This is a genomic window from Emticicia sp. TH156 (assembly GCF_002855535.1).
GTDB classification, from domain to species: domain Bacteria; phylum Bacteroidota; class Bacteroidia; order Cytophagales; family Spirosomataceae; genus Emticicia; species Emticicia fluvialis.
Genome location: NZ_PKRS01000005.1, coordinates 35,499 through 61,195, shown reverse-complemented (window position 1 = coordinate 61,195; position 25,697 = coordinate 35,499). Strand labels below are relative to the sequence as shown.

Here is a 25,697-nt window from a genome sequence, read left to right as displayed (position 1 = left end):
ATATAGATTTGTCGACTTTTTTCAATCAATCCACCCTTCATTGCATGAGAAGCCTAGCGCCTGCCATTCTGTTATTATTATTATTATTTGAAGCCCGCTGTCAGGCACCTTTTCGTTTGCGGACAGATAAGCTGCTGAATACCCATCAGGTTTACGAAAGGGGCTTTGTGGTCGACATACCGCTTGATTCAGCTCTGAAACAGCAAAAACGCTATCAGTTTGCCTATATAAGCAACCCAAACCCGGTATTAAGCTGGGAGACACCCCGGCAGGGCGGCGGCGTAACTGCCTGCCAGATTCTGGCGGCAACTGATGCCCGCCTGCTGCAAAGCAACCGCGCCGACTTGTGGGATTCGCAAAAAATCAGTTCCCGTAAAAATCAGACGGTTTATCAGGGCAAACCGCTTAAACCCGGCACCATTATTTACTGGAAAGTGCGCACCTGGAACCAAAAAGGCGTAGCCTCGGCCTACTCGGCAACAGCAGCCTTTTATCTGAGCGAACCTGACCCCGCCGAGCCGTTTGCCCACCAGCCGCTGGTGGCAGAAATGCAACAACCCCGGCAGATAATAAAAACCACGGCAAATAGCTATTTTTTTGACTTCGGGAAAGATGCACTGGCGCAGATATCTTTACACCTGACAAGCCCTGTAACTGATTCAATCTGGATTGAGGTAGGCGAAGCATTGGAAAAACCCGGAGTAATACACAAAAACCCCGGTAGAAACATCCGCTATCATCAACAAAGAATATGGGTGAAGGCCGGTACGCACAGCTACGTGATAAACTGGCTACCCAATGAAAAACGGAATAGCCGGAATCCGGTTCAGATGCCCGCTTATATAGGCGAGGTGTATCCTTTCAGGTATTTGAGCCTGCATAACTTTCAGGGCAGCATCAACCCGCAATCTGTACAAAGAAAAATAGTCTTTTATCCGTTTGATGAAACCGCCTCTTCATTCAGCTCGGCAGATACGGTACTGAACCAGATATGGGACCTCTGCAAATATTCAATGAAAGCCACCAGCTTTACCGGCTATTATGTAGACGGCGACCGCGAGCGGGTTCCTTACGAAGCCGATGCGCTGATTAATCAGTTGTCGCACTATGCGGTTGATGCCGAATACAGCATTGGCAGGCGGTCAATGAATTACCTTATTTATCACCCTACCTGGCCCACCGAATGGAGCCTGCAAAATGTGTTGATAGCCTGGAACGATTATCAATACACAGGCGATGACCTGCTGCTCAGAAAATACTACACCGAACTGCAGCACAAAATACTGATGCCCCTTGCCGGTATGGACGGCCTGATAAGCACCCGAACCAATAAACAAACCGATGATTTTCTGAAGACCATTCATATAACCGCTACGTTTGATAACCGCCGCGGCCTGCATGACAACGTAGACTGGCCTCAAACCGGCGACTACATTGGTAATGAAAAAGAATATAAAGGAGAAACCGATGGCTTTGTGTATAATACCTATAACGCGGTTATTAACGCCTATTATTACCGTAATCTGGTATTGATGAGCCAGATAGCCGCCATACTGGGCAAAACAGCCGACGCACAATTGTATGCCACTAAAGCAGCAGCGGTTTCGGGCGCTTTTCTGAAAACGTTTCAGGATACCCGCACGGGGTTAATAAAAGACGGCGACAGCACCAGCCACACCTCTTTACATGCCAATATGTTTGCACTGGCCTTTGGGCTGGTGCCGCCAAATGACAAGGCAAAGGTGGTGCAGTTTATTAAAACCCGAAAAATGGCTTGCAGCGTGTACGGCGCACAGTTTCTGATGGACGCCCTCTATGAAGCCGGAGAACCCGACTATGCCCTGCAATTGCTGACATCAACCGCACAGCGCAGCTGGTATAACATGATAAGAGTGGGCTCTACCATTACACTGGAAGCCTGGGACAAAGTCTATAAGCCTAATCTGGACTGGAACCACGCCTGGGGCGCAGCGCCCGGTAATATTATTGTGCGGAAGCTGATGGGTGTAGAACCCCTTGAACCGGGTTTTACTACTTTCAGTATAAAACCACAGCCGGGCAGCCTGGCATGGGCATCGCTTAAAACCCCTACCATCAAGGGTCCTGTGCAGGTTTCTTTCAATAGAACCGCCACAGTATTTACCATGAAAGCAGAGGTACCCGGTGGCACGCGGGCCATGATTTACATACCTGCCGATACAACCAAAAAGCAACTGACCATTAACGGGCAAGCAAGCCGCATAAAACCCGGTAACGGTTATTATTTAATACCCAATGCAGGCCCCGGCCACTATACATTTGAACTGAAGTAATGCAACAAGAATCATTTTTTCTGACCATGAATAAAAAAAACACCCTCTGCACCCTGCTATGCTTTTTTGTGCTGTCGGCAGGTTTTGCGCAGAAACCCAACATAGTTTACATACTGGCTGACGATCTGGGTATCGGCGACGTATCATCTTACAACCCTAATGGTAAAATTTATACCGAAAACATTGATAAACTGGCGCAATCGGGGGTTCGGTTTACTGATGCCCACACTACCTCGGCCGTTTGCACCCCTACCCGTTACAGTATTATGACAGGCCGTTACAACTGGCGCACCACCATGAAAAAAGGCGTGCTGCACGGTTATGACACCCCATTGATAGACCCAAAACGCGAAACTGTGGCATCTTACCTAAAAAAGCAGGGCTATAAAACGGGTATGGTGGGCAAATGGCACCTGGGCATGACCTGGGGCAACATTGAAGCAGGCGAAAAAAAGGTGGATTTCAGCAAGCAGGTGCGTAACAGCCCGAACAGCAATGGTTTCGACTACTCGTTCATTATTCCTGCGTCTTTAGATATGCCCCCTTATGCCTACGTAGAAAACGGCTTCTGTACAGCTATACCCAAAGATACCTGCGAAGGCCGCAAAGGCATTGAGCTGTTCAGAGCTGGCATAAGCGCCCCCGATTTTAAACCAGAAGATGTCATTGGCAGGTTTACAGAAAAGGCGCTGTCGTTCATCAACCAGAACGCCAATAAAGAAAAACCCTTCTTTTTGTATTTTCCGCTGGCGGCGCCGCATACGCCTGTGCTACCCATCGGCGATTTTGTGGGCAAAAGCAAGGTGTCTCCCTATGGCGATTTTGTACTGATGGTAGATGACGTAGTAAAACAGGTAGTAGCTACCCTGAAAAAGAACGGTATTTACGACAACACCATTATTGTTTTTACGTCAGACAACGGCTTTGCCAATTCGGCCAACCTGCAGGCGCAACTATCAAAAGGGCATAATCCGTCTATAGATTACCGCGGGCTGAAAACCGACATTTACGAAGGTGGCCATCGTGTGCCTTTTATTGTTCATTGGGGCAAGGTAATAAAAACCGGAAAAGTGTCAGACCAGTTGCTTTGCAGCACCGATTTTTTCAGAACCGTAGCCGAGCTGAACAAAACCAGCCTGAAAGACAACGTGGCCGAAGACAGCTACAGTTTTTTAAGCGAATTAACAGGCCGTAAACCTACCCATGCCCCGCGTGCTTCGGTTATTCATCATTCGTCTAACGGATATTTTGCTATCAGAAAAGGTAAATGGAAACTCATTATGTGTTCGCACTCGGGCGGTAACGGCAAACCCAAAGAAGACAGCGAAGAAGCAAAATCGCTACCGCCGATTCAGCTCTATGACCTGTCGGCAGACATAGCCGAAACCCGGAATGTGTACGCCGCACACCCTGAAGTAGTAAAAGAACTGACCAACCTGCTTACCAGATATGTAAAAGATGGCAGAAGCACACAAGGTAAAATACAAACCAACGACGGCCCTGCCTACTGGAGCCAGCTTACCTGGCTGGGTAAATAATATAGATTGAAAAATGTTTCAGAGAATGAATATAAATAAATATACGCTTACTTTTTTTGTTACCCTGGCAGCGTTGAGCGCCTCTTTCGCCCAAAAAATAAGACCCGTTGACCGTGTGAATCCGTGGGTTGATGCCGCCAATTCGCGCTGGTTTTTTTTCAATTCTGCCACCAGACCCTTCGGCATGGTTAACCTGAGCCCGGATACCGGCGTTAATTCAGACTGGGGTTCAGGCTATCGTTATCATTCAGACAGCATCAGGTGTTTCAGCCATTTGCACGACTGGCAGCTCTCTGGCATACCTGTGATGCCAACCGTCGGCGCGTTTAACGGCCATAAGGGTAACCAGCAATATGGGTCGCGGTTTTCGCATCAGACAGAAGTAGTAAAGGCTGGGTATCATAAAGTAATGCTGGATGCCTACCAGATAACCGCCGAACTGACCTCAACCACCCGTGTGGGGTTTCACAGGTACACCTTTCCTGAGTCAGACCAGAGCCATATTCTGTTCGACTTCTCTACTTTTCTGGGGCCGTCAGATACCCAGAAAGGTTATGTAAAAAAAGTAAGTAACCAGGAACTGGAAGGCTACGCCATTATGGCGCCCACTACCCGCCGACCTAAAACCCTGACCGTATTTTTTGTGGCCGTTTTTGATAAACCATTTGATACCCTGAAAGGATGGCGTAAAGGCCAGCTGGAAGAAGTAGATAAAGTAATAGGAGGAGAAAAAACCGGGGTCTATGTCAGCTTTAAAACCAGAAAAAATGAAGTAAGACGCATGAAAGTGGGCGTATCGCTGGTAAGTGAAGAACAGGCTCGCCTGAACCTGAAAACAGAATTACCGCACTGGGACTTTGACAAAACAGTGGCCGACAGCCAGAACGACTGGAACAGCTGGCTAAGCCGCATTGAAATTGAAGGTGGAACCGAAACGGAAAAAAGCCGCTTTTATACCGACCTGTGGCACGCACTGCTGGGCAGAAGGATTATATCTGACGTAAACGGAAAATATGCCGACATGACAGGCCCCGAACGCCTCATTAAACAAATACCACTGGGTGCCGACGGTAAACCCAAATTTAACCACCATAACTTTGATGCCCTATGGGGTGCACAGTGGTCGCTTAATACGCTGTGGCATCTGGTTTACCCTGAAGTAACGGAATCGTTCGTTAACTCAATGCTGCTGATGTATGCCGACGGCGGGCTGATACCGCGTGGCCCGGCAGGTGGTAATTATACTTTTGTGATGTCTGGTGCGCCCTCAACTCCGTTTATTGTAAGTGCATACCTGAAAGGCATCAGAGGTTTTGATATTGCCAAAGCATACGAAGGTATGCGGAAAAACCATTTTCCGGGTGGATTGATGAGCAAAGCCGGCTATGAACATAACACCATGAAAGGTGGCGGCATTGAATATTATATTGAGCGCGGGTATGTACCGCACCCGCTTACGAACATTAAATACGGGTATCATCAGGATGGGTCAACCCAAACCCTTGAGTATGCCTATCAGGATTACACCCTGGCACAAATGGCCAAAAGCCTGGGCAAAACAGATGACTACAACCTGTTTATGAAACGCGCCGGCAACTACCGCAATATATATAATGCCGAAATTGGCTGGATGTGGAACCGCACCCTAGATGGCAAATGGGGCGCGCCGGTTGATATTCTGCGTTATGATAACGGCTGGGAAGAAGGCAATGCCGCACAGTACACCTGGTTTGTGCCTCATGACGTGCAGGGGCTTATTAACCTGATGGGCGGCCGCGAGGCGTTTACCAACAAGCTGAATACCTCTTTTGAGAAAGCAAGCGAACACGATTTTGTATCGGGCAAATCTCATGACAAAGAAACCCTTGAACACCTGCGCCGGGTATATATCAACTACGGCAACCAGCCCTGTATGCAAACGCCTTTTCTGTTCAATTTTGCCGGTGCACCGTGGCGCACCCAGTACTGGACACGCCAGATTATTGATAAGGTGTATAGTGGCATATCGCCGGACTCCGGGTATAGCGGCGACGAAGACCAGGGGCTGATGGGCAGCCTGGCTGTATTGCTTAAAACAGGTATATTCTCTACCAGCGGCGGCACTACCCCCAAACCTTACTATGAAATCAGCAGCCCGGTTTTCAGTAAAATCACTTTTCACCTAAACCCTCAATATTATAAAGGCAGGCAATTTGTGATTGAAGCCCGTAATAACTCTGCCACCAATGTTTACATTCAGTCGGCACAGCTAGACGGTGCGGCGCTCAACAAACCCTGGGTATGGCACAGCACTGTTACCAATGGCGGCAGGCTGGTGTTGAACATGGGGAAAGACCCCAACAAAAGCTGGGGCAGCAAGCCTGAGGATGCACCGGAATCGATGTCATCCCATCCTTAAAATGCAAATAACCCGGGTTTTCGCCCGGGTTATTTTATTATTTACCTGCATTTATCTGCTTAAAAATCGGTATTGGGTTCTTTCAGGTCAAGGCGTTTTATCCAGATATTTCGGTAAAGCACTTCATGGCCTTCGGCTTGCAGTTTCAGGCCTCCGGGCGTATCAGTAATACCTTTTCCGCCATCGTTACCCCCATCAATACCCGAATTAGGGCCACCCCATACCTGGCTTATTTTGTGGTTTACATGCACTTTTTTACCGTTAAAGTAAAGTGTAACCATCGGCTGCTCTACGCGTTTGCCATCTTTAAACCGGGCCGCCCTGAACACAAAATCGTAGGCATTCCATTTGCCTACACCCTTGTAAGCATAGTAAGGAGACGGGGTTTCGTTGATAACCGCCGCCATACCGTGCGACGTGGTGTCGCCATCAAGCACCTGTATTTCATAACGGTTTTGCAGATACACCCCGCTGTTGCCCCCCGGCTTGCTGATAAAAAACTCAATGTGCGCCCTGAAGTCGCGGAAAGTGTCTTTCGTAACAATATCTGCTGCGCCATACCTGCCACCTGCTCCGGCGGGGTCGTTGGTATTCAGAACAGTGCCTTTACCGGCAGGGTCATTTACAATATACCACTTAATGGGCAACGTGGCCGACAGACGGGGGCCTTCCCAGTACGTCCATTTGTCATCAAGCATTTTGCGGCTGCCGTCAAAATAAACTTCGGCTCCGGCCGGGGCTTTTACACCAACACCTTTTTGCTGCGCATGGGCGGCCCCTACCGCCACAGACAGCAGCGCCAGAGAATTAACTAAACCTTTGTAAATGTTACGTTTCATAGAGTACTGATATATTTTCGGTTGGTTGAATACGTAAATCATATGTACCTGATTAGCCCGGCGCTCGGTATCAAACCGCTACAAAGCTTTTATTTCTGAGATGTTGATACCAACAAAGCAATCGTCCTGGCATCCGTCGTTTACAAATCCACAGCTGGAAATCATCCCGCTGTTTTTTGCTTCAAAATAAACAGATACCCCTTTTCTTTTCACCAGCCACTGTGTTTCGGCTTTGGCATATACGTCGTCAAGGGTAATCAGGTCTGCTGCCGAAGTGTTTTTGTGTGCCCCTAGGTTGCTGCCGGTTTCGCTCCAAGACAATACCTCTGCCAGCGACACACCGTTTCTGGCTTTAAATTCTTCGGCCGTGGTTTTCATTAAAGCCAGTATTTTATTTACCTCTGCCTCATCCCATCCGTTTGCAGGCATCCTGATATCATGAAACACAGTATATGTAAAATGACGCTCGGTAACTTTACCTTTGGTTACAATGAGATTGGTTTTCCAGCTCGAGCCCGCCCAGGTACCTGCCGTAACCGTAAACCTGTAAGAATTACCCGAAGTTTGCTTAAAAGTCTGCCAGGCATTAAGGCTGCTGTCAAAGTCGCGGTTATAAGCAATGTTTTCTTTTTCGCAGGCCATTGCTGTCAAAAGTAAGATTATACTCAGAAATCTTTTCATTTTTGATAAGTTTTTTTTGTTATCGACTCCCACATTCAACAAATGGTTGTAAAAAAATCAAAAAAAAATAAGCTGGTTTTTCAGGTACCGGCAAGCATATTGGTAAAACAAAAAATGCGTCAAAAAGACACATAATTGCGTTTATTTCATTGAAAAATACAATTTCCGGCCAAATCATTCTTCATTCAGCCGCAATTACCAGCCTTTCAGAACTATCTATCGGCGTTTTAAAACCCGGTATTAAAAAAAATAATTATTATTTTTTTGATTAAAAGTATTTACATTTAAAGAATCATACCGGTTAATCATAAAGCGGCAATCAATCAAACCTGTATTACCTCATTAGGTTACCGCTACCATGCCATTGAAGCTAATCAGTTTCCCAACTGCCCGGCAGCCGGATAATGATATAACAATTGTGCCAAACCAGATAAACGTAAAACTGCATGAATGAGCTTTACTATCAGGCGTTTCTGAGTAAAAACGCCAAACCTGAAGGTTGCCTGTACCATAAACCAGCCGTTCTGCCGCAATACCAGCCCATAGCCCGGGTGGCTGTAACAATACCTTAAGTATTCTGGTTATTACTTCATTCCGCAGCACAACAGGCAGCGGCCCAAAAGAAATAATTTTTTATAATATTAAAATTCTGAAGCATGTCTCTACTAAAAGACAAGTCAGACACCGAACGTTCTGATTATCAGAACATTAACCCTGACGCGTTGAATTTTACATATTTACCTGCCTACGCCGGGTATCTGCTAAAAAACAAACTCCATGATTTTAGCCGGGCAGTGCTGACCATTTCGCGCGAGGTAGAAGTACCTCTGCTGCGCTTCTTTGACAACATGCCGGAAGACGAGCTGCTCAGTTTGTCAATGGAAGGTACGCGCGAGTTTCTTACCTACTTTACAGATAACCGTGTGGCCGAATTTATTGATTTAACCTTAAAGCGGTGGTTAGAAAACCAACTGCCACAGATACAGCACCACGAGGTAGTTGCGAAGGATATATCAAGCGTTAACTTTGCACGACGTAAAAGTCTGCGCCGTTTTCTGGCAGAATACACTCAGAATTTTGAACTCTACGATAACATACTCAACGAAATAGACCAGTTTATACTGGCCATAGAAGACCGCTCTTATAACACGCTTTTCGACCTGAAACAACAGCACATTAACGAGCAGCTCTATTTTATTGACAAAATAAACAATACCTTGCCGGGTGTTATTTACCTGTATGACCTGGCCGAAAGAAAAGAGGTTTACTCAAACATTCAAGCACAGCATATACTGGGTTACAGCCCTGGTGAGCTGGGTAGTGCCATGTTTATCAATATGCTGCACCCGGACGACGCCCCGAAAAGACTGGAACAGTTGGCATCCTTTGCCGATACACATGAAGGCGAAATAAAAAACATTGAGTTTAGAGTACAACATAAAAACGGCCGGTATCACTGGTTTCGCGCTTATGAGAGCCTATTTAAAAGAAACCCGGACGGCCAGCCTGCTCAGATAATCGGGCTGATGCTGGAGATTACAACTGAAAAGGAATCGATGCAAACCCTGCAACTGCGCGAAATGCAACTAAGGGAAGCGTACGAAATTGCCGGGATTGGCAGTTTCGAATGGGACTTGCAAGGTGGCGAGTCTGTGTTTTCTGACCAGATGATGAAGGTACTTGACCAGGACGGCCCGACGGATTATCTGGTGTTTCTGAATTATGTTCACCCGGCAGACCAGATCAAACTGACAGGGGCCATTAATGAAGCCATTGTAGGTGGTGGCCATTATGAATGCGAATACCGCTATAACCGGGGGAAAGACAAAATTATCTGGACGCGCGGAGTGGTTACGTTCCTGAACGACAAGCCATTTAAAATGCGCGGCACAGTAATGGACATAACCGAGCGGCATAAAATGATGCAGAAGCTGCAAGAAACCATAGAACTGCACAAACAGGCGCAGGCGCTTACGCACATTGGCAACTGGGCCTGGGACATACCCAATAACATAATAGAGTGGAGCGACGAAATGTACCGTATTTACGGCCTTGAGCCGCAGTCGGAGAAAATTGACTTTGAACGTTTTATGAGTCTTGTACACCCTGATGACCGCGAAAGACGCCTGAACGAGATTCAAAGCGCGCTGGCCACTCATGTTGCCGAAGATTATGTGCTACAGATAAAATGGGACGACGGTACCATCAGGATTCTGCAGGGCAAAGGAGAGATAATTCTGGACGATAACAACAAGCCGGTAAAACTAACCGGCACCTGCCAGGATGTAACCGAACAATACCACATAAACTGCGAACTTGAGCAAACCAATAAAGAACTGCAACGCCGCAACGAAGAGCTAACGGCCTTTAACTACATTGCCAGCCACGATTTGCAGGAACCGCTTCGAAAAATAAAGCTGTTTAGTAACCGGATATTTGAGAAAGATTATGAGCAGCTGCCTGCCACAACCAAAGAGTTTCTGCCCAGAATACTGAATTCGGCCAACCGGATGCAGAAACTTCTGAACGACCTGCTGGCCTTTTCAAGAGCTACCCTGACCGACCACATATTTGAAAGTGTCAGCATTGGGCAGGTAATTGAAGAAATAAAGACGTCGCTCAAAGAAACAATTGAAGAAAAACAGGCGGGCATTATTTATGGCGAATTACCATTGATGCGGGTTATACCTTACCAGTTCAGGCAATTGCTTGAAAACATCATTGTAAATGCCATCAAATACAGCAAACCTGACGTGCCGCCGGAGATACTAATTGAATCGGCAGAGGTGCAGGGTAAATACCATGTAAAAGAAGGCGCCACCGCAGGCATGAATTATTACAGGCTGAGTGTTAAAGACAATGGCATTGGGTTTGACCAACAGTATGCCGAAAAAATATTTGAGCTTTTTCAGCGTCTGCACAGCAAGAACGAATATTCCGGCACGGGTATCGGGCTGGCAATATGCAAGAAAATCATTCAGAACCATCAGGGATTCATTACCGCCACCAGTGAGCCAGGCAAAGGCGCAACATTTAGTATATTTATACCCATAGGTTAAACCAGAAAGTATGTATAATGGTAATGGTAGCCTTTTAAAGCTTTTCTGCCAACTAATATTTGGTAGCCAAAGGCTTTTTAGACATCCTCAGTTATTATCTTTACTTTCAAGTATCAGTCATCCTCTTCTTCTTTCAGTACCAAAAATGCACTTCTTTTAGGTGCAGGCATACGGCTGTTTAGCCCTTTTACCGATTGCCAGACAATGCGGCTGAACTCAAGGTCATTAATCAAATCTGGTCTGGATAAATCAAACTGCGCCGATTTAATGGCATTGCTGTTAACGGCCAGGTTTTTCTCGTTTAGGTCTATGTTATTCTTTAAGGCTGTAAATGGCTGTTTACTTGCAGTTTTGCTGAAACAGCGCCACATAGGTGTGGCGGCGGCATCATACTGGCTCATAGGGGGTATGCCCAGAATTAACTCCATCGTTCTCAGCATACTAGAGGTTGAATACATGGTATGGTCTACAAAGCCGCGCTTTACATATCCACCGGCTACGTAGGCGGTTGAGCGGTGCGCATCTACGTGGTCGGAGCCGTTCTGGGCGTCATCTTCCAGAATAAATACAACCGATTGCTGCCATATACCCGATTTTGAAAGATGTTCTACCAGTTTTCCTACCGCCAGGTCATTATCAGCTACCATGGCTGCGGTGGTTGGCATACCAACTCTTGCCCCGGCGGTATGGTCGTTTCCGAGCCGGATTATATTCAATTGCGGCACTTTGTTTATGGCTCGCAGCGAGTCAAAATCAGCTTTCCAGGCTTCAAAACGGGTTACATCTTTAATAGCCAGGTTGTAAGATGGGTACTTCAGGCTGCAATTGTTTTTCAGGTTGGGCAGTTTCAGGCGTTGCTCTGCAAACTCGCCATAAGACCTGAAACTTACCCCGGCACGATGGGCGAAATCCCAGAGAAAACCGTTTTTCGGATACGCAATTTCGCGGCTACCTTCGTAGTCATAAGTACCACCGCGCCCGCCATAGCTTGTTACCCAGGTTTTCTCTACGTAGTCATTGGCGTAGGCTGCCATAGACCAGTTGTGCCCGTCGGCGCTTACTTCTGCATCAACATAGAAATTATCGAGCAAAACAAATTCTTTTACAAGGGCATGCTGATTAGGGGTGGTACGCTCCGGAAACAAGCATAGGGTGGTATCGCCGTTACCTGCTTTTACATCGCCCAGAACCTGGTCATACGTGCGGTTTTCTTTAAGGACATAAAACACATATTTAATTGGCGATTTCTGACCGTATCCGGTAGGAATCGGGTTACCTTTCTGCCCTTCACTTTCCAGTTCTTTTGCTTTGTTATAAGGCGTATTTTCATATACTATTTCTGAATAATCAGCCAGTGTGCGTTCGTCGGGGTAATCAAAAATTGACAGGGTTCCTTTAAACAGCCCTCCGATATACTGTGTACCCCTCACGGCCTCGGGGTTGGCCCCTTTGAATTGCGGACTTCTGGAACTAACCGGATTAGGCCCCCTGGGGTTGGCAGAAGAAGACAGCCCCTTGCCATTGGTAACATATATTTTATTGCCGATAGTCTTTACTGAAGTTGGATACCAACCCGTAGGAATAAAACCCAACGAACGGCTTTTGCCTTTTTCTTCTACCTCAAAAACAGCCAGACAGTTATTATCTGCATTGGCTATAAAAAGTTTTTCTTCATCTTCACTTAAAGCAACACCATTGGGCGTTGAGCCAACGGGTGCGTCTGGATACAGCGCACACGAAAGCGTTTCGATACGCAGTTTTTGTCTGGTATCAATCACTGAAACCGTATTATCGTTCCCATGAGACACATACAGATACTGCCCGTCTCTGGTTAGAGCCATGTCGTTCGGGTTTTTATCGACGGCAATTTCATGGGTAATTTTTGATGTGGCTATGTCATAAATCAGAACTTTTGCTCCACCCCACAACGACACATACAACAATTGGTTATCAGGAGAAAGCAAACAGGTATAGGCCTCGGCTGGCAATGGTATTTTTTTTAGGATACTCCTGGTAGCAATGTCCAGCTGATACAGCGTATTGTTATCTTTTGCCACCACAAAAATGTGTTGAGCGGTGGCACAAAGCCCGGCAGGCGATACCTTAACAGGCCAGGGTTTATCGAGTATTATTTCGGCATCTTTTTGCAGTTGCCTGTTTTCTATTTTATAAATATTGATTTTATTATCATTGCCTGCCGATGCATAAATAAATTTTTCGTCGGGGCTAAAGGCCAAACCCAGCCATGATTTCTCGATTGGCTCATCATCCAGAATTGTTTCCGTTTCGGCATCTATCAGCGTAATGCTCTGAGTACTTTGGCCGTTATTAGTAACAGCAAGGTATTTTTTTGATGGCGACACCACCAGGTTCAGGGGTAAATCCTGCAGTTTCAGGCTTTTGCCGATGGGGGTTAACGACCAGCCATTGCTTAGTTTAATTCTTTTTAGGCCAAGCCTTTCAATGGCAGGCTTTCTGTCGTTTTCGTCTGGTTTCTGACTTCTGCAAGCTGTTAAAAGGCTCAGCAATACAAAAAATATGGCCAGGTGCTTCATTTTTATAAACTGATTTTGAATATGGAAACGTATGGAAAGAAAGCAGGTGGACGGAAAAGGAATGTTATATGTATGACGGCAAAAAAACTTAAAAGCCATCTGAGGCTGAATTTAAGAATATTTTCAGTGATATAATTGATGTGCCAGCCTGATTATTTATTTGGTTAAGCCATAAAATTAATCATCATATTTTAAGAGAACATTAACGAATGGTTGCCAATGTATTAACACCAGCAAAAACCCTGGCATGCGCAACAAAAAACGTAGATGGGCGAACAAACTACCTCAGTTTTACCATAAGAATTTAAACGCCCAATACCTAGGCATAAGCCATGGCATATCGCCCAAAGCGGGTGTATTGGCAGTGTGTGGTTCCGGCCGTATTAATGAGCCGTCCTGATTATCCAAATACCCACCAGCACAGCCACAGACATAACCGAGCCAACTATTAATAAACGTTTTCTGGGTTCTTCAAAAACAGGTACGCGGCCCAGCATTAAATACAAAGTAACTGTACACCAGACATAGATGATACTTACCACCATATAACCGGGCAGATAATGATACGGGCTGAAGGGGGTACCGCTTAAATCAATAAACCCCAGAGAATAAGCCATTATAAGCAAACAATTGAGATTCAGCAGGAAGTTTTTCATGGTAGTCGAAGCAATTTCTTTAATAACAGCAAAACAATGCCATAAACTTAGGATATCTGTTTAACTTTTCAAATTCTTATAAACATTTTTTCAATACCGTGCCAACAAAAACCCATAAGTGGTCATTTATTTTGTGGTTGTTACAATTATCTATATCTTTATGCTCTAAGAAATGCGTATTTATTTTATCTTCGGCAACATCATTTTCCATTTTTAATTATTTGAGCTTTGTAAATTTGCAAGATGAATTTTAATACAATCCTGCTCATAGATGATGATGATGACGACCAGGAGATTTTTCTTACGGCTGTTAAGCAAATCTCTTCGTCGGTAAGGTACTCCTGCTTTAATAGTGCAAGAGAAGCTTTACATAAACTATCGCTCGGGGAAATTCAGCCTGAAGTGATATTTCTCGACCTGAACATGCCGCTCATGAGTGGCCAGGAATTTCTTTATAAAATCAAACAAAAAGACACGCTGGCGCATATACCTGTGATTATCTTATCTACTTCAGCAGACCCCAATACCAGAGAACTGACCATAGACCTGGGTGCACACATGTTTATTACCAAGCCCGGCGATTTTGGACAACTGGTAGAAATCCTGACCCCTTTAATTAGCTAACTTTATTTTATGACAACATCAGACAAGGCCCTGAACGATTACCCCTTTTTAAACGGAGGCGGCGAAATGGGCGATTTGATGAGAAAAAAAGACTGGAGCCAGACTGCCATCGGTATCCCGGCCAACTGGCCCTTACAGTTGAAACAAATGGTGGCCACCATGCTGAACGTGCAGTCGCCGATGCTTATCTGCTGGGGCAATTCTTTTACACAACTCTATAACGACGCCTTCATTAGCTTACTGGGTGCCAGGCGGCACCCGAATGCACTGGGTAGCAGCACCAGCGAAATATATACTGAGGCATGGGAAAGCTTCATGGCTCCGCTATTTAGCAGAGTTCAGGTTGGCGAACCGGTTTCATTCAAGGATTTCAAGCGCATCATAAACCGGAACGGGTTTGATGAAGAAGTGTACCTTGATTTTTCTTACAGCGCAATCAAAGATGAAAACTGCCAGACACAGGGTGTATTGGTAATCTGTAACGAAACATCCGACAAGGTTGTGTCAATCAGGAAGCTATCAGAAAGCGAATCGCGTTTCAGAGCCCTGATAGAAGAAGCGCCAATTGCTACGTCTTTGTATGTAGGCCGTGAACTCATAATTGAAGTAGCCAACGAAAAAATGCTGAACCTTTGGGGCAAAGGTGCATCTGTAATTGGCAAGCCATTGGCTTATGCCCTGCCTGAACTGGAAGGCCAGCCTTTTCTGGATATTCTTGATAACATATTTGACACCGGCGTGCCTTACGAAGCCAATGCCATGACCGCCGACCTGGAGGTAAATGGCGTTTTAAGCAGCTATATTTTTGATTTTACCTATAAACCGCTCTTTAATGCCGACGGCCAGGTTCATGCCATTATTAACATGGCAATTGACGTAACGGCGCAGACACTGGCCCAGCAAAAAATAGCCGAAAGCCAGCGCGAGTTGCTGTCGTCGTTTGAAGAATCGCCGGTGGGTATTGCCATTATCAGCAAAGAAAATCTTACTTTCAGAAACGTTAATGCGTTTTATGCCGCGCTTGTAGGCCGCAGTAAAACCGAACTAATAAATAAACCTTTGTTTGAGGCGCTACCTGAAATAAAAGGACAGGGTTTTGACCAGCTGCTGAATAATGTAATTGAAACAGGCCAATCTTACAATGCCAAAGAAGCAAGCGTGGAGATTTTCAGAAATGGAAAACTGGAAACCATCTATGTTGATTTAACGTACCAGCCACGGGCAGAAGGTGAAAATGAGATTGTTGGCGTGCTTGTGGTTGCTAATGATATAACCGAGCAGGTGATTACCCGAAAAAGAATTGAAGAAAATGAAACCAAACTGAGTACCATCATATCGTCAGCGCCTGCCAGTATCGGTTTATATGTAGGCAAAGACCTGATTATTGAAAACCCTAATCATACGTTTATTGAGCTAATGGGCAAAGGGCCAGCCATTGAAGGCAAACCCCTGAGAGAAGTAATGCCAGAGCTGATAACTGAAAACCAGCCGTTTTTACAAATACTTGAAGAGGTTATGCTAACCGGCAAGGCGTACCATTCTTTTGGCTCATTGGCCAAAATTGTAAAAAACGGGGTAATGACCAGCAGCTATTATAACATTACTTACACCCCCGTATTTAATGCCGACAAAGAAACCAGCGCCATACTTGAAATTGCAGTGGATGTAACTGAACAGATAAAAGCCCAGCAGGCACTGGAAGAAGCAGAAGCAGAATTGCGCGGGGCGGTTGAACTGGCAGGGCTGGCTACCTGGAAAATGGACATAAAAAAAATGGAATACACCTTCTCGCCACTTTTTTATGAATGGACAGGTTTAACATTAACTACCGGCGATATAGAAAAAGTTTATGCGTGTATTCCGGAGCCCTACCTCACACAAATGCAAAACCTGAGCACCAAAGCTACAGAACCGGGCGGCACAGGTATTTATGAGTATGAACACCCGGTTATTAACCTTCAAACAGGGCAGAAACGGATTATACGTGCACAGGGACAGGTTTTTTACGATTCAGCAGGAGAAGCCGCTTTTATGACCGGGTCGGCGCAGGATATTACCATGCACCGGCAAATGCAACTGGCCTTAGAGAATCAGGTAAAAGAACGTACCAAAGAACTGGACGAAGCCATTGAAAAACTGCAACTTATTGTAGAAGAACTGGCCGAATCAAACACGAAGCTGACGCACTCAAATGCCGAACTGGCTCAGTTTGCCTACATTGCTTCTCATGATTTACAGGAGCCGTTACGAAAAATTACGATTTTTTCTCAATTACTGGAGAAGTCGCTGGGTGAAAACCTGCCGGCAGAGGCTGTTAATTTTCTTTCTAAAATAAAGAATGCTGCCAATCGAATGACCGCCCTTATCCGCGACGTACTGATGTACTCGCAGCTTGGGAAAGAGAATCAGCATTTTGAACGGGTTGACCTGAATGTGATTCTTGAGCAAATTCTGGCAGACTATGACCTGCTGATTGAGCAAAAGCAGGCGGTTATACGTAAACAACCACTGCCGGCCATCAAGGCTATTCCGCTACAAATGACCCAGCTATTTGCCAATTTAACGGGTAATGCCCTGAAATTTGTAAAAGCCGGTGTTCCGCCTGTAATAGACATCAGCGCCAGTGCGCTTAGCAAAGAAGAGATAATTGCCTGCGGGCTTTCTACAGATTATGGTTATTACAGCATAAGATTTGCAGACAACGGCATCGGGATTCCTGCCGAATATGCTGAGAAAGTTTTTCATATTTTCCAGAGACTACACCGGAAATCGGATTACGAAGGAACCGGTATAGGCCTGGCTATGTGCAAAAAAATTGCACAGAATCATAATGGGGACATCGTCGTGGAGAACAATAGTAATGGTGGTGCAACTTTTAACGTGATACTTCCGGCTTACGCTTAGGCAATCAACAGATGCTGATTACTTTCTGAATCAAAAACCGGGTTTGGCCTAATTCCTGCTTCATAAACTTAACTCAGAAGGCATTTCAGCCCACATTATGAATAACCAGCAAGCCCACAATTAATGCAAACGACATTAATGAGGCTATGGTGATGATTCTTACCTTGATGCTTTCAAAGAACGGAACCCGTGCAAACAAGGTATTTAAGGTGTAAACACCCCAGACAAAATAAAGGATAAAAAACATCTCGCCGGTAATAAAATTGTAGATACTGAGTTTCGTGCGAGACAACTCATCAACTACAACCGGACAAGCTAAAAATGCAACAAAATTGAGGTTATGAAGCAGATTTTTCATAAGTCACATCAGTTTGATGGTTAGCGTTTAGATTAATTAATTGATTATGGTACAATTCTGATATAAAATTATATTATCTTAAGTACATTTTCAAGTTTTTTGGATTTTTCTTTAAAATATTTTTTGGCAGCACTCCAGACCACGTAACCGGCAGGTTTTTAAGGTTATAAATTCCGGCTATTACCAGAGCCGTATTTTTATTACTGTTGGCAAAATCAACCAGCCCCAGTTTATTGATTTTGGGGCCTGTAACTGCCCAGGGTACCTGCATTTCGGTCATTGACACCCCCCCATGCCCTTCCGGCAGGCCGCCGTGGTCGGTTATCAGCATAAAATGTGTATCGGCATACAAATGAGCAGTTTTAAGTTTAGCAAGCAGGTCGCCAATGGCTGCATCTGCTTCTTCAATGGCGGTTATGTACTGGGGCGACATCCACTTGTGGTCGTGTCCGGCAAAATCGGTATGCACACTGTAAAGAAATAGAGTGGTGGGGTGATTCCGGTTTTTTAACAGGTAATCATAGGCTTTGCTGTAATTAGCGCGGTATTTAAACTCTTTCTCGAACGAAATCTCATCAAAGTACTTTTGGTTCATTGAGTTAATTAGCTTGCCCCAATTATAAAAATACCCGATTCTGATGCCCGGCACCTGCTCTTTCAACAGCTTGAATACGTTTGGGTAATAGCCCTCCTGGTCTTTTTCTAAGGCTTGCAGTTCATGGGCATCCAGTTTCCATTCATTATTTACGATGCCGTGTTCTTCAGGCCCTGCGCCAGACAAGTGGCTGGTCCAGTTCGGCAACGTGATAGAGGGCATAACCGGGCGGGTAGTTAATGACAATACGCCCTCGGCTACCAGGGCATCTATATTTGGGTGTCTGGCAGTTTTGAAGCCCTCGGCACTGAAACCGTCTAGCCCGATAATTACCAGCCTTTGCGCCTGGCTTTTGACACTGACAAAGCCTGAGAGGCAAAGGCAAACGAACAGGATTTTGGTTGTTTTAATCATCATTTATTTAGTTTTAACATACAAAAAAGCCGCAGTGCCAGATGCACCGCGGCAACTGTGGTACATACGGCAGAACAGGCCTGATGTACCACTGGCTGTATGTTAAATTATCTCATTATCAGACACTTACTCGCCGGGATGATACGTTTTTTCGGCGTGCTTCAACACATCTTCTTTATAAAAAAGCACATCTTTAAACTGGCCTTTGGTGTACATTTCGGCCTGGTCTTTAAAATGGGGCGACACCGGGTCTCCGCTTTGTCCACCGGCCAGCAATGATCTGGCCTTAATTCTTGGCCCAAACTCAACTGCACATATAAAGCTATTACCGCTGATACCGTATCTCTTTTGTGTACCCGGATACACCCGGCTGTTATAAGAAGGCAACATTCCCCACAGGGCAGAGGCATAACCCATTGGCAGGCTGGGTTGTGCATCATCATATTTCTCCTGTATATAGCCCGTCAGGCGTTGAAAACGGTTTATGTCTCCCCAGGGTTTTTGCCAGGTACCAAATCTTTTCTGTAAATCGGCCAGGGTTTGGGCAAAAGGTATCACCAGCTGGTCGGCAGTGGCTACTTCGGCAAACTTTTTAGTGCGTGTAACCTGGTCGTCTTCGCCCTGGTCGATATAAATTTTCTGTATGGCCCCGTTTAATCGCTGCGCCCATTCAATAGCCAATGTAGTAGCTACAGAGCTGGTAGCTGTGCGGTAATCCCATTTTTTAAGCAAAGCAATGGGTTCTGCCAGTTGGCTATATAAAGAATCAGTGGGCTTTACATTCGTTTCAAATGACTTAACCAGTGCTGGTACCAGCACTTCAAAAGCAGAGAGGTAGTTGTCGTAACCGGCTTCAATCATTTTATCAACCGTAAAATGATTGCCCTTACTTAACACACGGGCGGCATTTAGCCCTCTGAAATTCTCGCCGTCAGGCGCCATGTAAGGCGGGTAAGCGGCTTTATCGGGGCTATTTACACCAGCCACAGTAAAAGGCGTTGAGTTGCAGTTCTGCAACCAGCCATTTGCAGGGTTATACAAATGAACGGTTTCGCTTACAGCGTGCAGGCCTTTCCATTCTGTGGCGCTGGTGCTGCCGTCAACAGGTTTAGCCCAGTTAAGTTTAGGGTCTCTTACCGGCACGTAGTTGCCATGCCAATAGGCAATGTTGCCTTTGTTATCGGCAAATACGGTATTGTTTGAGGTATTGGCTTTTAAGTCCATCACCTTTTTGTAATCTTCCAGCCCTTTGGCTTTGGTGCGCTGCCAGCTTTGCACCAGGCTAAGCATAGAGCGGTTATAAGACCGCAGGCTCAGCCACTGGTCGTTGCGTTTGGCAATAACCGGACCATGATGCGTAGCATAAGTGGTGAATGTCCGGCTTAATAACTGGCCGTCTTTCTGGTATTTGATGGTAATTTTCTTTTCAGAAACCGGCTTTAACCGGCCATCGTATTGATAAAAATACCTGTTTCCTTTTTGGGTGATTTTCTCGGCATATAAATCTGATACATCTACTGCACTTGAAGTGTGCATCCACCCGCAATACGGATTAAAGCCCTGATAAACAAAAAACTGCCCCCAGGTTACAGCGCCGTAAACATTCAGGCCTTCTTCGCTCACCACGTGCACCTCCGGGCGGAAATAGAATGTTACGTGCGGGTTGATATACAAAATGGCATTGCCCGAAGCCGTTTTTGATGGCCCAACGGCAAAACCATTAGAGCCCGTCTGGTTCTCGGGGTCTTTGGGGGCATCCAGATACGTAACTTTATCGCCCGCGTAGAAGTTCTTCAGTTCGGCAATGGTGGCATCAGCCGTGCTAATGGCGCCAATGCTGCCGTCTGTCCATAATAATGTAAACCAGGGCTTAAAGCGTGTAAGCATGGCTGGTTTTACCTGCGGGTGTTTGTGCAGGTAATAATTAATGCCGTCGGCGTAGGCATTCATCAGTTTTTTAAGCCAGGGCGCTGCCTTGTTGTAGTCGGCAATGGCTTCGGTGGTGTCTATCAGTAATTTTATCTGTAAGTCGTTGTATAATTCGCTTTCGCCTTTCAGTTCGGCCATTCTGCCCAGTTTTTCAATGTAGTTCATTTCAACCCTTTTGAAATCGTCTTCACATTGGGCATACAACAAACCAAACACCACGTCGGCATCGGTCTTGCCATAAATGTGCGGTATCCCCCAGTTATCGCGTATGATGGTAACTCTTTTGGCCTGTTGTTCAAAACGGGTGATTTCGGCAGACGAAAACCGCTGGGCAAATAATGAAACCGGCAAAAGAAGCAGGAGAAGAAGACGATTCATAAGGAATAGTTTGTTTAGATGATTCTACCTCCGAAAATAGATAAATTATCTAAGGAAGTCAATCGCACACAAGGAATATAGACAAATGGTGGGGATTTAGTGCTAAATTTGTTTAAGGTTAGGTTATACATTTACACCGATTTCAACCAAATTTTGTAGAGACGCACTGCGTGCGTCTTCAGGGGTATATCTATTCAATAGAATTATTTATAAGAATAAGTATATAAAATCGTAAATAACCAAATTCTACGATAAGCCGCAAGCATTGCACCTCTTCCAAAATCGTCAATTTACCTATAATGTTAAAAAAATCCCGTCAGGACGATATATTAAAAGCATATATCATCCTGACGGGACACTAAACAAAGTGGTTTCACCTTACACCACCCCACCCATTGCAGGGTCGGTAAAGCTGGCTTTTCCGTTTTCTACGTGGCCGGCATAGCGTTTTTCAAATGAGGTGTTACCTTTTATTTTCACGCTGAAATCGTACCAGTTATGATTTTTGGCCAGGTCAAGCACGATGGTAGCACCTGCACCCGCAGCCACAGTTTTGCTATGATTCCCTCTTTTATATGACTGGTCGACAACCTCAATTGTTACTGCCTGAGCGCTGTTGTTCCTGATTTTCAGTTCTACATTGCCCGTCAGTTTTTTAAGACTTCCTTTTACACGCTGGTACTCACAGTTTATCTGCACGTCGGGGTCCTGGGCGTTGCCTTTAAACTCACGCATGTAGCCGTTTGGCCCGTAGGCAATGAGGTGATACTGCCCGTCTTCAAAGTCTTCTAATAACCACTGGTCGGCCAGTTTGTCGCCCGCTTTCAATGCGTAGTTCCAGGTTCTTACACTTTCAAAGCCTGTTATGCGGTTGCTGGCATCGCGTACGGCATATTTGCCCGGTGCGTAGACAATAAACGGAGCGCCGTCTGTCTTTTTACCAAATACTTCATCAGAGGCATGCAGCTCTATAGCAAACGCTTTTTTATCGGCATTCAGCTTGCCTTCGGCATATAACTGATACGGAATAGGCATGGCTTTTCTGATACCCGGCTCTTGCTTTGGCAAAATGCCCAGGTCTTTGCCTTGATTTAATTGGGCTATTTCATCACTGTTCAGTTCCTTAAAGTTTGACGGCAGCTTTTTAAATTTAGCATTATAAACCGTTTTAATGAACGGCTCTTTCTGTACAAAAGCCGGTAACTGTATTTTTTCGCCGTTGTATGGTTCAAAAGACGAGGTCAGGTCGCCACAAACGGTTCTGCGCCATTGGCTTATGTTGGTTTCTGTTATTTCTTTTCCGGTTTTATGTTTCAGAAATTTCTCCAGAAACTGTAGCACCGAGGTGTGGTCAAACACTTCTGAACACACATTACCCCCGCGGCTCCAGGGCGAGGCTATCACCATTGGCACCCGGAAACCTAAACCAATCGGGCTGGCGCGTGAGTCGCGCTCGGGGTTGGCACGTTTGCGTTTCAGCTCCTGAGCCAGACTTACCTGTTCTACCCCGGCATCAATACCTGCTGAAACTTTACCAGTACCGGGTTTATGCGGATTCGGCGGTACAAACGGCGGCACGTGGTCAAAATACCCGTCGTTTTCGTCATACGTTAATATAAAAACGGTTTTCTTCCAGACCTCCGGATTTTTGGTAAGAATCTCCATCACCTCTGATAGATACCAGGCACCAAACCAGGGTGCACCCGGGTGGTCTGAGAATTTCTCAGGCGCTACTATCCACGACACCGTAGGGAGTTTTCCGGTATTTACATCTTCTCTGAACTGATACAATACATCTCCTTTGGGTACCTGCAGTTTGCGCTGCACACCGTTGTCTTCATACTCAAGGGTAGTCAGTTTATGGTAATCAGGGTCTTTACGATTATTGGTAAAGGCTTTTTTATGGATATTTTTATGGAACTCCGACAGTTTTTCGAAATTCTCAGGCTTAAATTCTTCCAGGTCATTGAGAGCTATTGCCAGATATGCTTCTTTCTGCGCCAGTTCTTTTTTAGCGGCGTTGTATTCGTTGCCTCCGGTGCTTAGCCCTGTTATTTTGGTTTTCAGGGTCTCAATCATACCCGGTAATTCTTTCGCTACTTTTTGCAGGTACTGGCGGTACTCCGGCGAGAATTTCACATGATACTGCTCAAACCATTCAATAGGGTTATCGGTAAAATTGGCCAGCCATGAGTCTTCTTCACCCTCAAAACCGGTGTCAAGGCTCAGTTCGTTCTGATATATTTTCCACGACACATTGTTTTCTTCAAGCCGCTCAGGGTAGGTTTTCCATTTTGCCCATCTGTCATAATCAACGTCTTCGTTTTTTACATTTGCCTTTGCATTTTCGTTTTGCTCTTCTCTGATGGTTCCTGTCCATAAGTACAGCCGGTTTGGTGTAGTACCCGTAAGCGACGAGCAGAAGTTCTGGTCACAAACGGTAAAGGCATCAGCCAGGGCATAATAAAACGGGATATCCTCGCGGTTATAATACCCCATTGTAAGTGGCATTTTCTTGAAGTCTTTGTTGCCCGACTGCTTCACATCCAGCCATTTATCGTACTTACCTTCGTTGCGGGCATCAACCTGGTTTTCCCATGAGTGCGGCAAAGAGCTCATCCAGGTAGCTTTGGTATCTTTCAGGTCTAGTCTGAACGGCGCGAAGGTCTGCCCTGCTGAATTGGGCTGCAACCATACTTTATTTTTATTGGGCAGTGTTATGGCTCGAGGGTCATTAAAGCCACGCACGCCCTGAAGTGTACCGTATGAGTGGTCGAAAGAGCGGTTTTCCTGCATCAGAATCACTACGTGTTCGGCATCTAAATAGGTGCTTCCTGTTTTGGGGTCAATGGCCAGTGCTTTTTGTATAACCGGTGGCAACATACCTGCCAGACCCGTACCGCTGGCCAGAACGGCTGCTTTCTGAATAAATTCTCTTCTGGTTTCCATATAGGCTTTAGAAGTGTTAGGGTGAGTTTAGTAAAAAATCCGGTTGTAAATATACGCCTAATAAGTGCTTTCCGGCCAGGCCGGGGGCATTTATTAACAATATCTTTACCTCAGTTACTATTACTTTATAATGCGGTAGATGGACTACTCCGCCTGCCGTAATCGGGGTTGGCTTTAATGGCGGCTTTCAGGCAATACCTTTCATTACCAGTTCAAAAATATAAAATTCGCCGGTTCTGTTTTTGCGCAAGGCCGTGGTAATTACCTTTATCATGGTCTGAACCGAAGCAGTTGAAAACAGTACTTTTGAGGTCTGCAATAAATGGGTATTAAAGCGGCTCAAGTCTTTTTGCTCAAACATGGTTTCGTAAATGCAATGGTAGGTAAGCAAATGATATCTGGCGTCGCGGTGGTCATAAACCACTATCGGGTTGGCAGTGCTGATACCAAAGCAGAACAAAAACACGGGGAAATCAAAAAGCCGAAGCCCATTAAGGGTGTTGATTAAATCGGCATCAAAAAACTCATAATACTGAAATGCACTATTGACAGACTCTTGCGACAGCGCCATTTGCAGTTCGTGCAGTTTTTGCTTCATGATGTCCAGCGGTATAGCATCATAACTGAATTGCTCTATGGGCAGCCATCGTTCGGTGGCCTGATCCATGAATTCGAGATTGTCTTTTGATAAACCCAGCTTGTAATCAAACAACGGATAACCGGGGGCAAAATAACCCAGATAAAAATATTGTAGCCCTTGCCTTTTCGAAAATTCCATTTTCAGAAACATGAGGTATTTACCCAGGCTATGCTTTTTGTATTCGGGGTCGTAAAAACACGAAATCCCCGCCGATGTTTTCTCGCCCAGGTCAAAAAAACCACAGGCTATCAGCTTTGAATCATCATAAATGCAAATCTCAAGGGTTTCATAGATGTCATTATCGCCGTAGCCGAAAAGTAACTGTTGCAGGTTGGGGGCGGTGTCAAAAGCTACGTGGCTCTGATACCGCGCAAAGAGGTCTTCTTTGGTTTCGTCAATAAAGGCCTCACGTATGATTACATTGAATCCGGAGTTAAGTTTCCTGAGTTTTTTTTGAGTAGAGGACTCACTGAAAGAGCGAAGGTTGATTCTTAGCCAGATAGCACTATAGATAATATCTTTAAATTTCAGAAAACTGGTGGTAAAGATAGCCTGCCCCATTCTGAACCAACCGTCTTCCAGATGTGCATCCAGGTCTGCGGGTTCTAATGATGGCGGGTAATATAATTCTGCTAACATGGGCTGTAATACTTTCTGACCGAAAACTAAGCATAAAGCCAAAGAATTCAAACCCGGAAACGTATTTTTAATGCCCGCTAAACGTTTTTTTGCTATTGCCTTGCGTAAATGGTTAAGAATCAGACACTCGGCCGGGCCGTGCAAAGTAGCCCGCCCGCAACCGTTTGAAAATAAATATTTGTTACTTTTGCCTTTAAATACCAAAAGCGGCATGGGCACTGGCTTTGCA

General features: G+C 45.4%; 16 protein-coding genes. 7 read left to right on the top strand and 9 right to left on the bottom strand.

Going from position 1 to position 25,697, the window contains the following annotated elements; genetic code table 11:
- Positions 1–44: 44 nt before the first annotated feature.
- From C0V77_RS10605 to C0V77_RS10595, 3 genes are read left to right on the top strand one after another with little or no spacing between them, the layout of a single operon-like run.
- Complete coding sequence (locus C0V77_RS10605; RefSeq protein ID WP_101726342.1) at positions 45–2,312, top strand: alpha-L-rhamnosidase C-terminal domain-containing protein; 2,268 nt, start codon at positions 45–47, stop codon at positions 2,310–2,312.
- Positions 2,312–3,850, top strand: a complete 1,539-nt coding sequence (locus tag C0V77_RS10600) for an arylsulfatase (protein ID WP_229236259.1) — start codon at positions 2,312–2,314, stop codon at positions 3,848–3,850. Before C0V77_RS10605 ends, C0V77_RS10600 begins: the two co-directional genes overlap by 1 nt.
- 25 nt (positions 3,851–3,875) lie before the next feature.
- Positions 3,876–6,248 (top strand): GH92 family glycosyl hydrolase, encoded by a 2,373-nt coding sequence (locus C0V77_RS10595; protein ID WP_101726603.1) that lies wholly within the window; start codon positions 3,876–3,878, stop codon positions 6,246–6,248.
- A gap of 59 nt (positions 6,249–6,307) precedes the next feature.
- Here C0V77_RS10595 and C0V77_RS10590 read toward each other — a convergent pair whose 3' ends face one another.
- A complete protein-coding gene (locus C0V77_RS10590) occupies positions 6,308–7,087 on the bottom strand; it encodes a DUF1080 domain-containing protein (protein ID WP_101726602.1) in 780 nt (259 codons plus the stop codon).
- 78 nt (positions 7,088–7,165) lie between these two features.
- Positions 7,166–7,768 (bottom strand): hypothetical protein, encoded by a 603-nt coding sequence (locus tag C0V77_RS10585; protein ID WP_143706064.1) that lies wholly within the window; start codon positions 7,766–7,768, stop codon positions 7,166–7,168.
- 446 nt (positions 7,769–8,214) lie between these two features.
- Here C0V77_RS10585 and C0V77_RS23470 point away from each other — a divergent pair, with 446 nt between their 5' ends.
- Together C0V77_RS23470 and C0V77_RS10575 are read left to right on the top strand one after the other, a co-directional pair.
- Positions 8,215–8,340 carry a hypothetical protein gene (locus tag C0V77_RS23470; RefSeq protein ID WP_255408967.1) on the top strand — a complete coding sequence of 42 codons (126 nt, stop codon included), beginning with the start codon at positions 8,215–8,217 and terminating at the stop codon, positions 8,338–8,340.
- Between the two features lie 84 nt (positions 8,341–8,424).
- Entirely contained in the window at positions 8,425–10,827 is a 2,403-nt protein-coding gene (locus C0V77_RS10575) for a PAS domain-containing protein (RefSeq protein WP_101726339.1), read from the top strand.
- A gap of 113 nt (positions 10,828–10,940) precedes the next feature.
- Here C0V77_RS10575 and C0V77_RS10570 read toward each other — a convergent pair whose 3' ends face one another.
- Entirely contained in the window at positions 10,941–13,382 is a 2,442-nt protein-coding gene (locus C0V77_RS10570) for a beta-propeller fold lactonase family protein (RefSeq protein WP_101726338.1), read from the bottom strand.
- 383 nt (positions 13,383–13,765) lie between these two features.
- A complete protein-coding gene (locus C0V77_RS10565) occupies positions 13,766–14,038 on the bottom strand; it encodes a hypothetical protein (protein ID WP_101726337.1) in 273 nt (90 codons plus the stop codon).
- Positions 14,039–14,281: 243 nt separating this feature from the next.
- On the opposite strand from C0V77_RS10565, the gene C0V77_RS10560 reads away from it, so the two are divergent.
- Together C0V77_RS10560 and C0V77_RS10555 are read left to right on the top strand one after the other, a co-directional pair.
- Positions 14,282–14,662: a response regulator gene (locus C0V77_RS10560; RefSeq protein ID WP_101726336.1), complete on the top strand. Its 381-nt coding sequence runs from the start codon at positions 14,282–14,284 to the stop codon at positions 14,660–14,662.
- A 9-nt stretch (positions 14,663–14,671) separates the two neighbouring features.
- Entirely contained in the window at positions 14,672–17,566 is a 2,895-nt protein-coding gene (locus C0V77_RS10555; protein WP_101726335.1) for a PAS domain-containing protein, read from the top strand.
- 85 nt (positions 17,567–17,651) lie between these two features.
- On the opposite strand, the gene C0V77_RS10550 is transcribed toward C0V77_RS10555, so the two are convergent.
- The 5 genes from C0V77_RS10550 to C0V77_RS10530 all read right to left on the bottom strand — a co-directional run bounded on the left by C0V77_RS10550 (position 17,652) and on the right by C0V77_RS10530 (position 25,468).
- The gene (locus C0V77_RS10550; protein WP_101726334.1) at positions 17,652–17,924 is read right to left on the bottom strand and encodes a hypothetical protein; all 273 of its coding nucleotides are present in this window, start codon (positions 17,922–17,924) and stop codon (positions 17,652–17,654) included.
- 73 nt (positions 17,925–17,997) lie between these two features.
- Positions 17,998–18,936, bottom strand: coding sequence for an alkaline phosphatase family protein (locus C0V77_RS10545; protein ID WP_101726333.1), 939 nt, complete (start codon positions 18,934–18,936; stop codon positions 17,998–18,000).
- 123 nt (positions 18,937–19,059) lie between these two features.
- Positions 19,060–21,240, bottom strand: a complete 2,181-nt coding sequence (locus C0V77_RS10540) for a penicillin acylase family protein (protein WP_101726332.1) — start codon at positions 21,238–21,240, stop codon at positions 19,060–19,062.
- 378 nt (positions 21,241–21,618) lie between these two features.
- Entirely contained in the window at positions 21,619–24,189 is a 2,571-nt protein-coding gene (locus C0V77_RS10535) for a phosphocholine-specific phospholipase C (protein WP_101726331.1), read from the bottom strand.
- A gap of 187 nt (positions 24,190–24,376) precedes the next feature.
- The gene (locus tag C0V77_RS10530; protein WP_158237928.1) at positions 24,377–25,468 is read right to left on the bottom strand and encodes a GNAT family N-acetyltransferase; all 1,092 of its coding nucleotides are present in this window, start codon (positions 25,466–25,468) and stop codon (positions 24,377–24,379) included.
- Between the last annotated feature and the right edge of the window lie 229 nt (positions 25,469–25,697).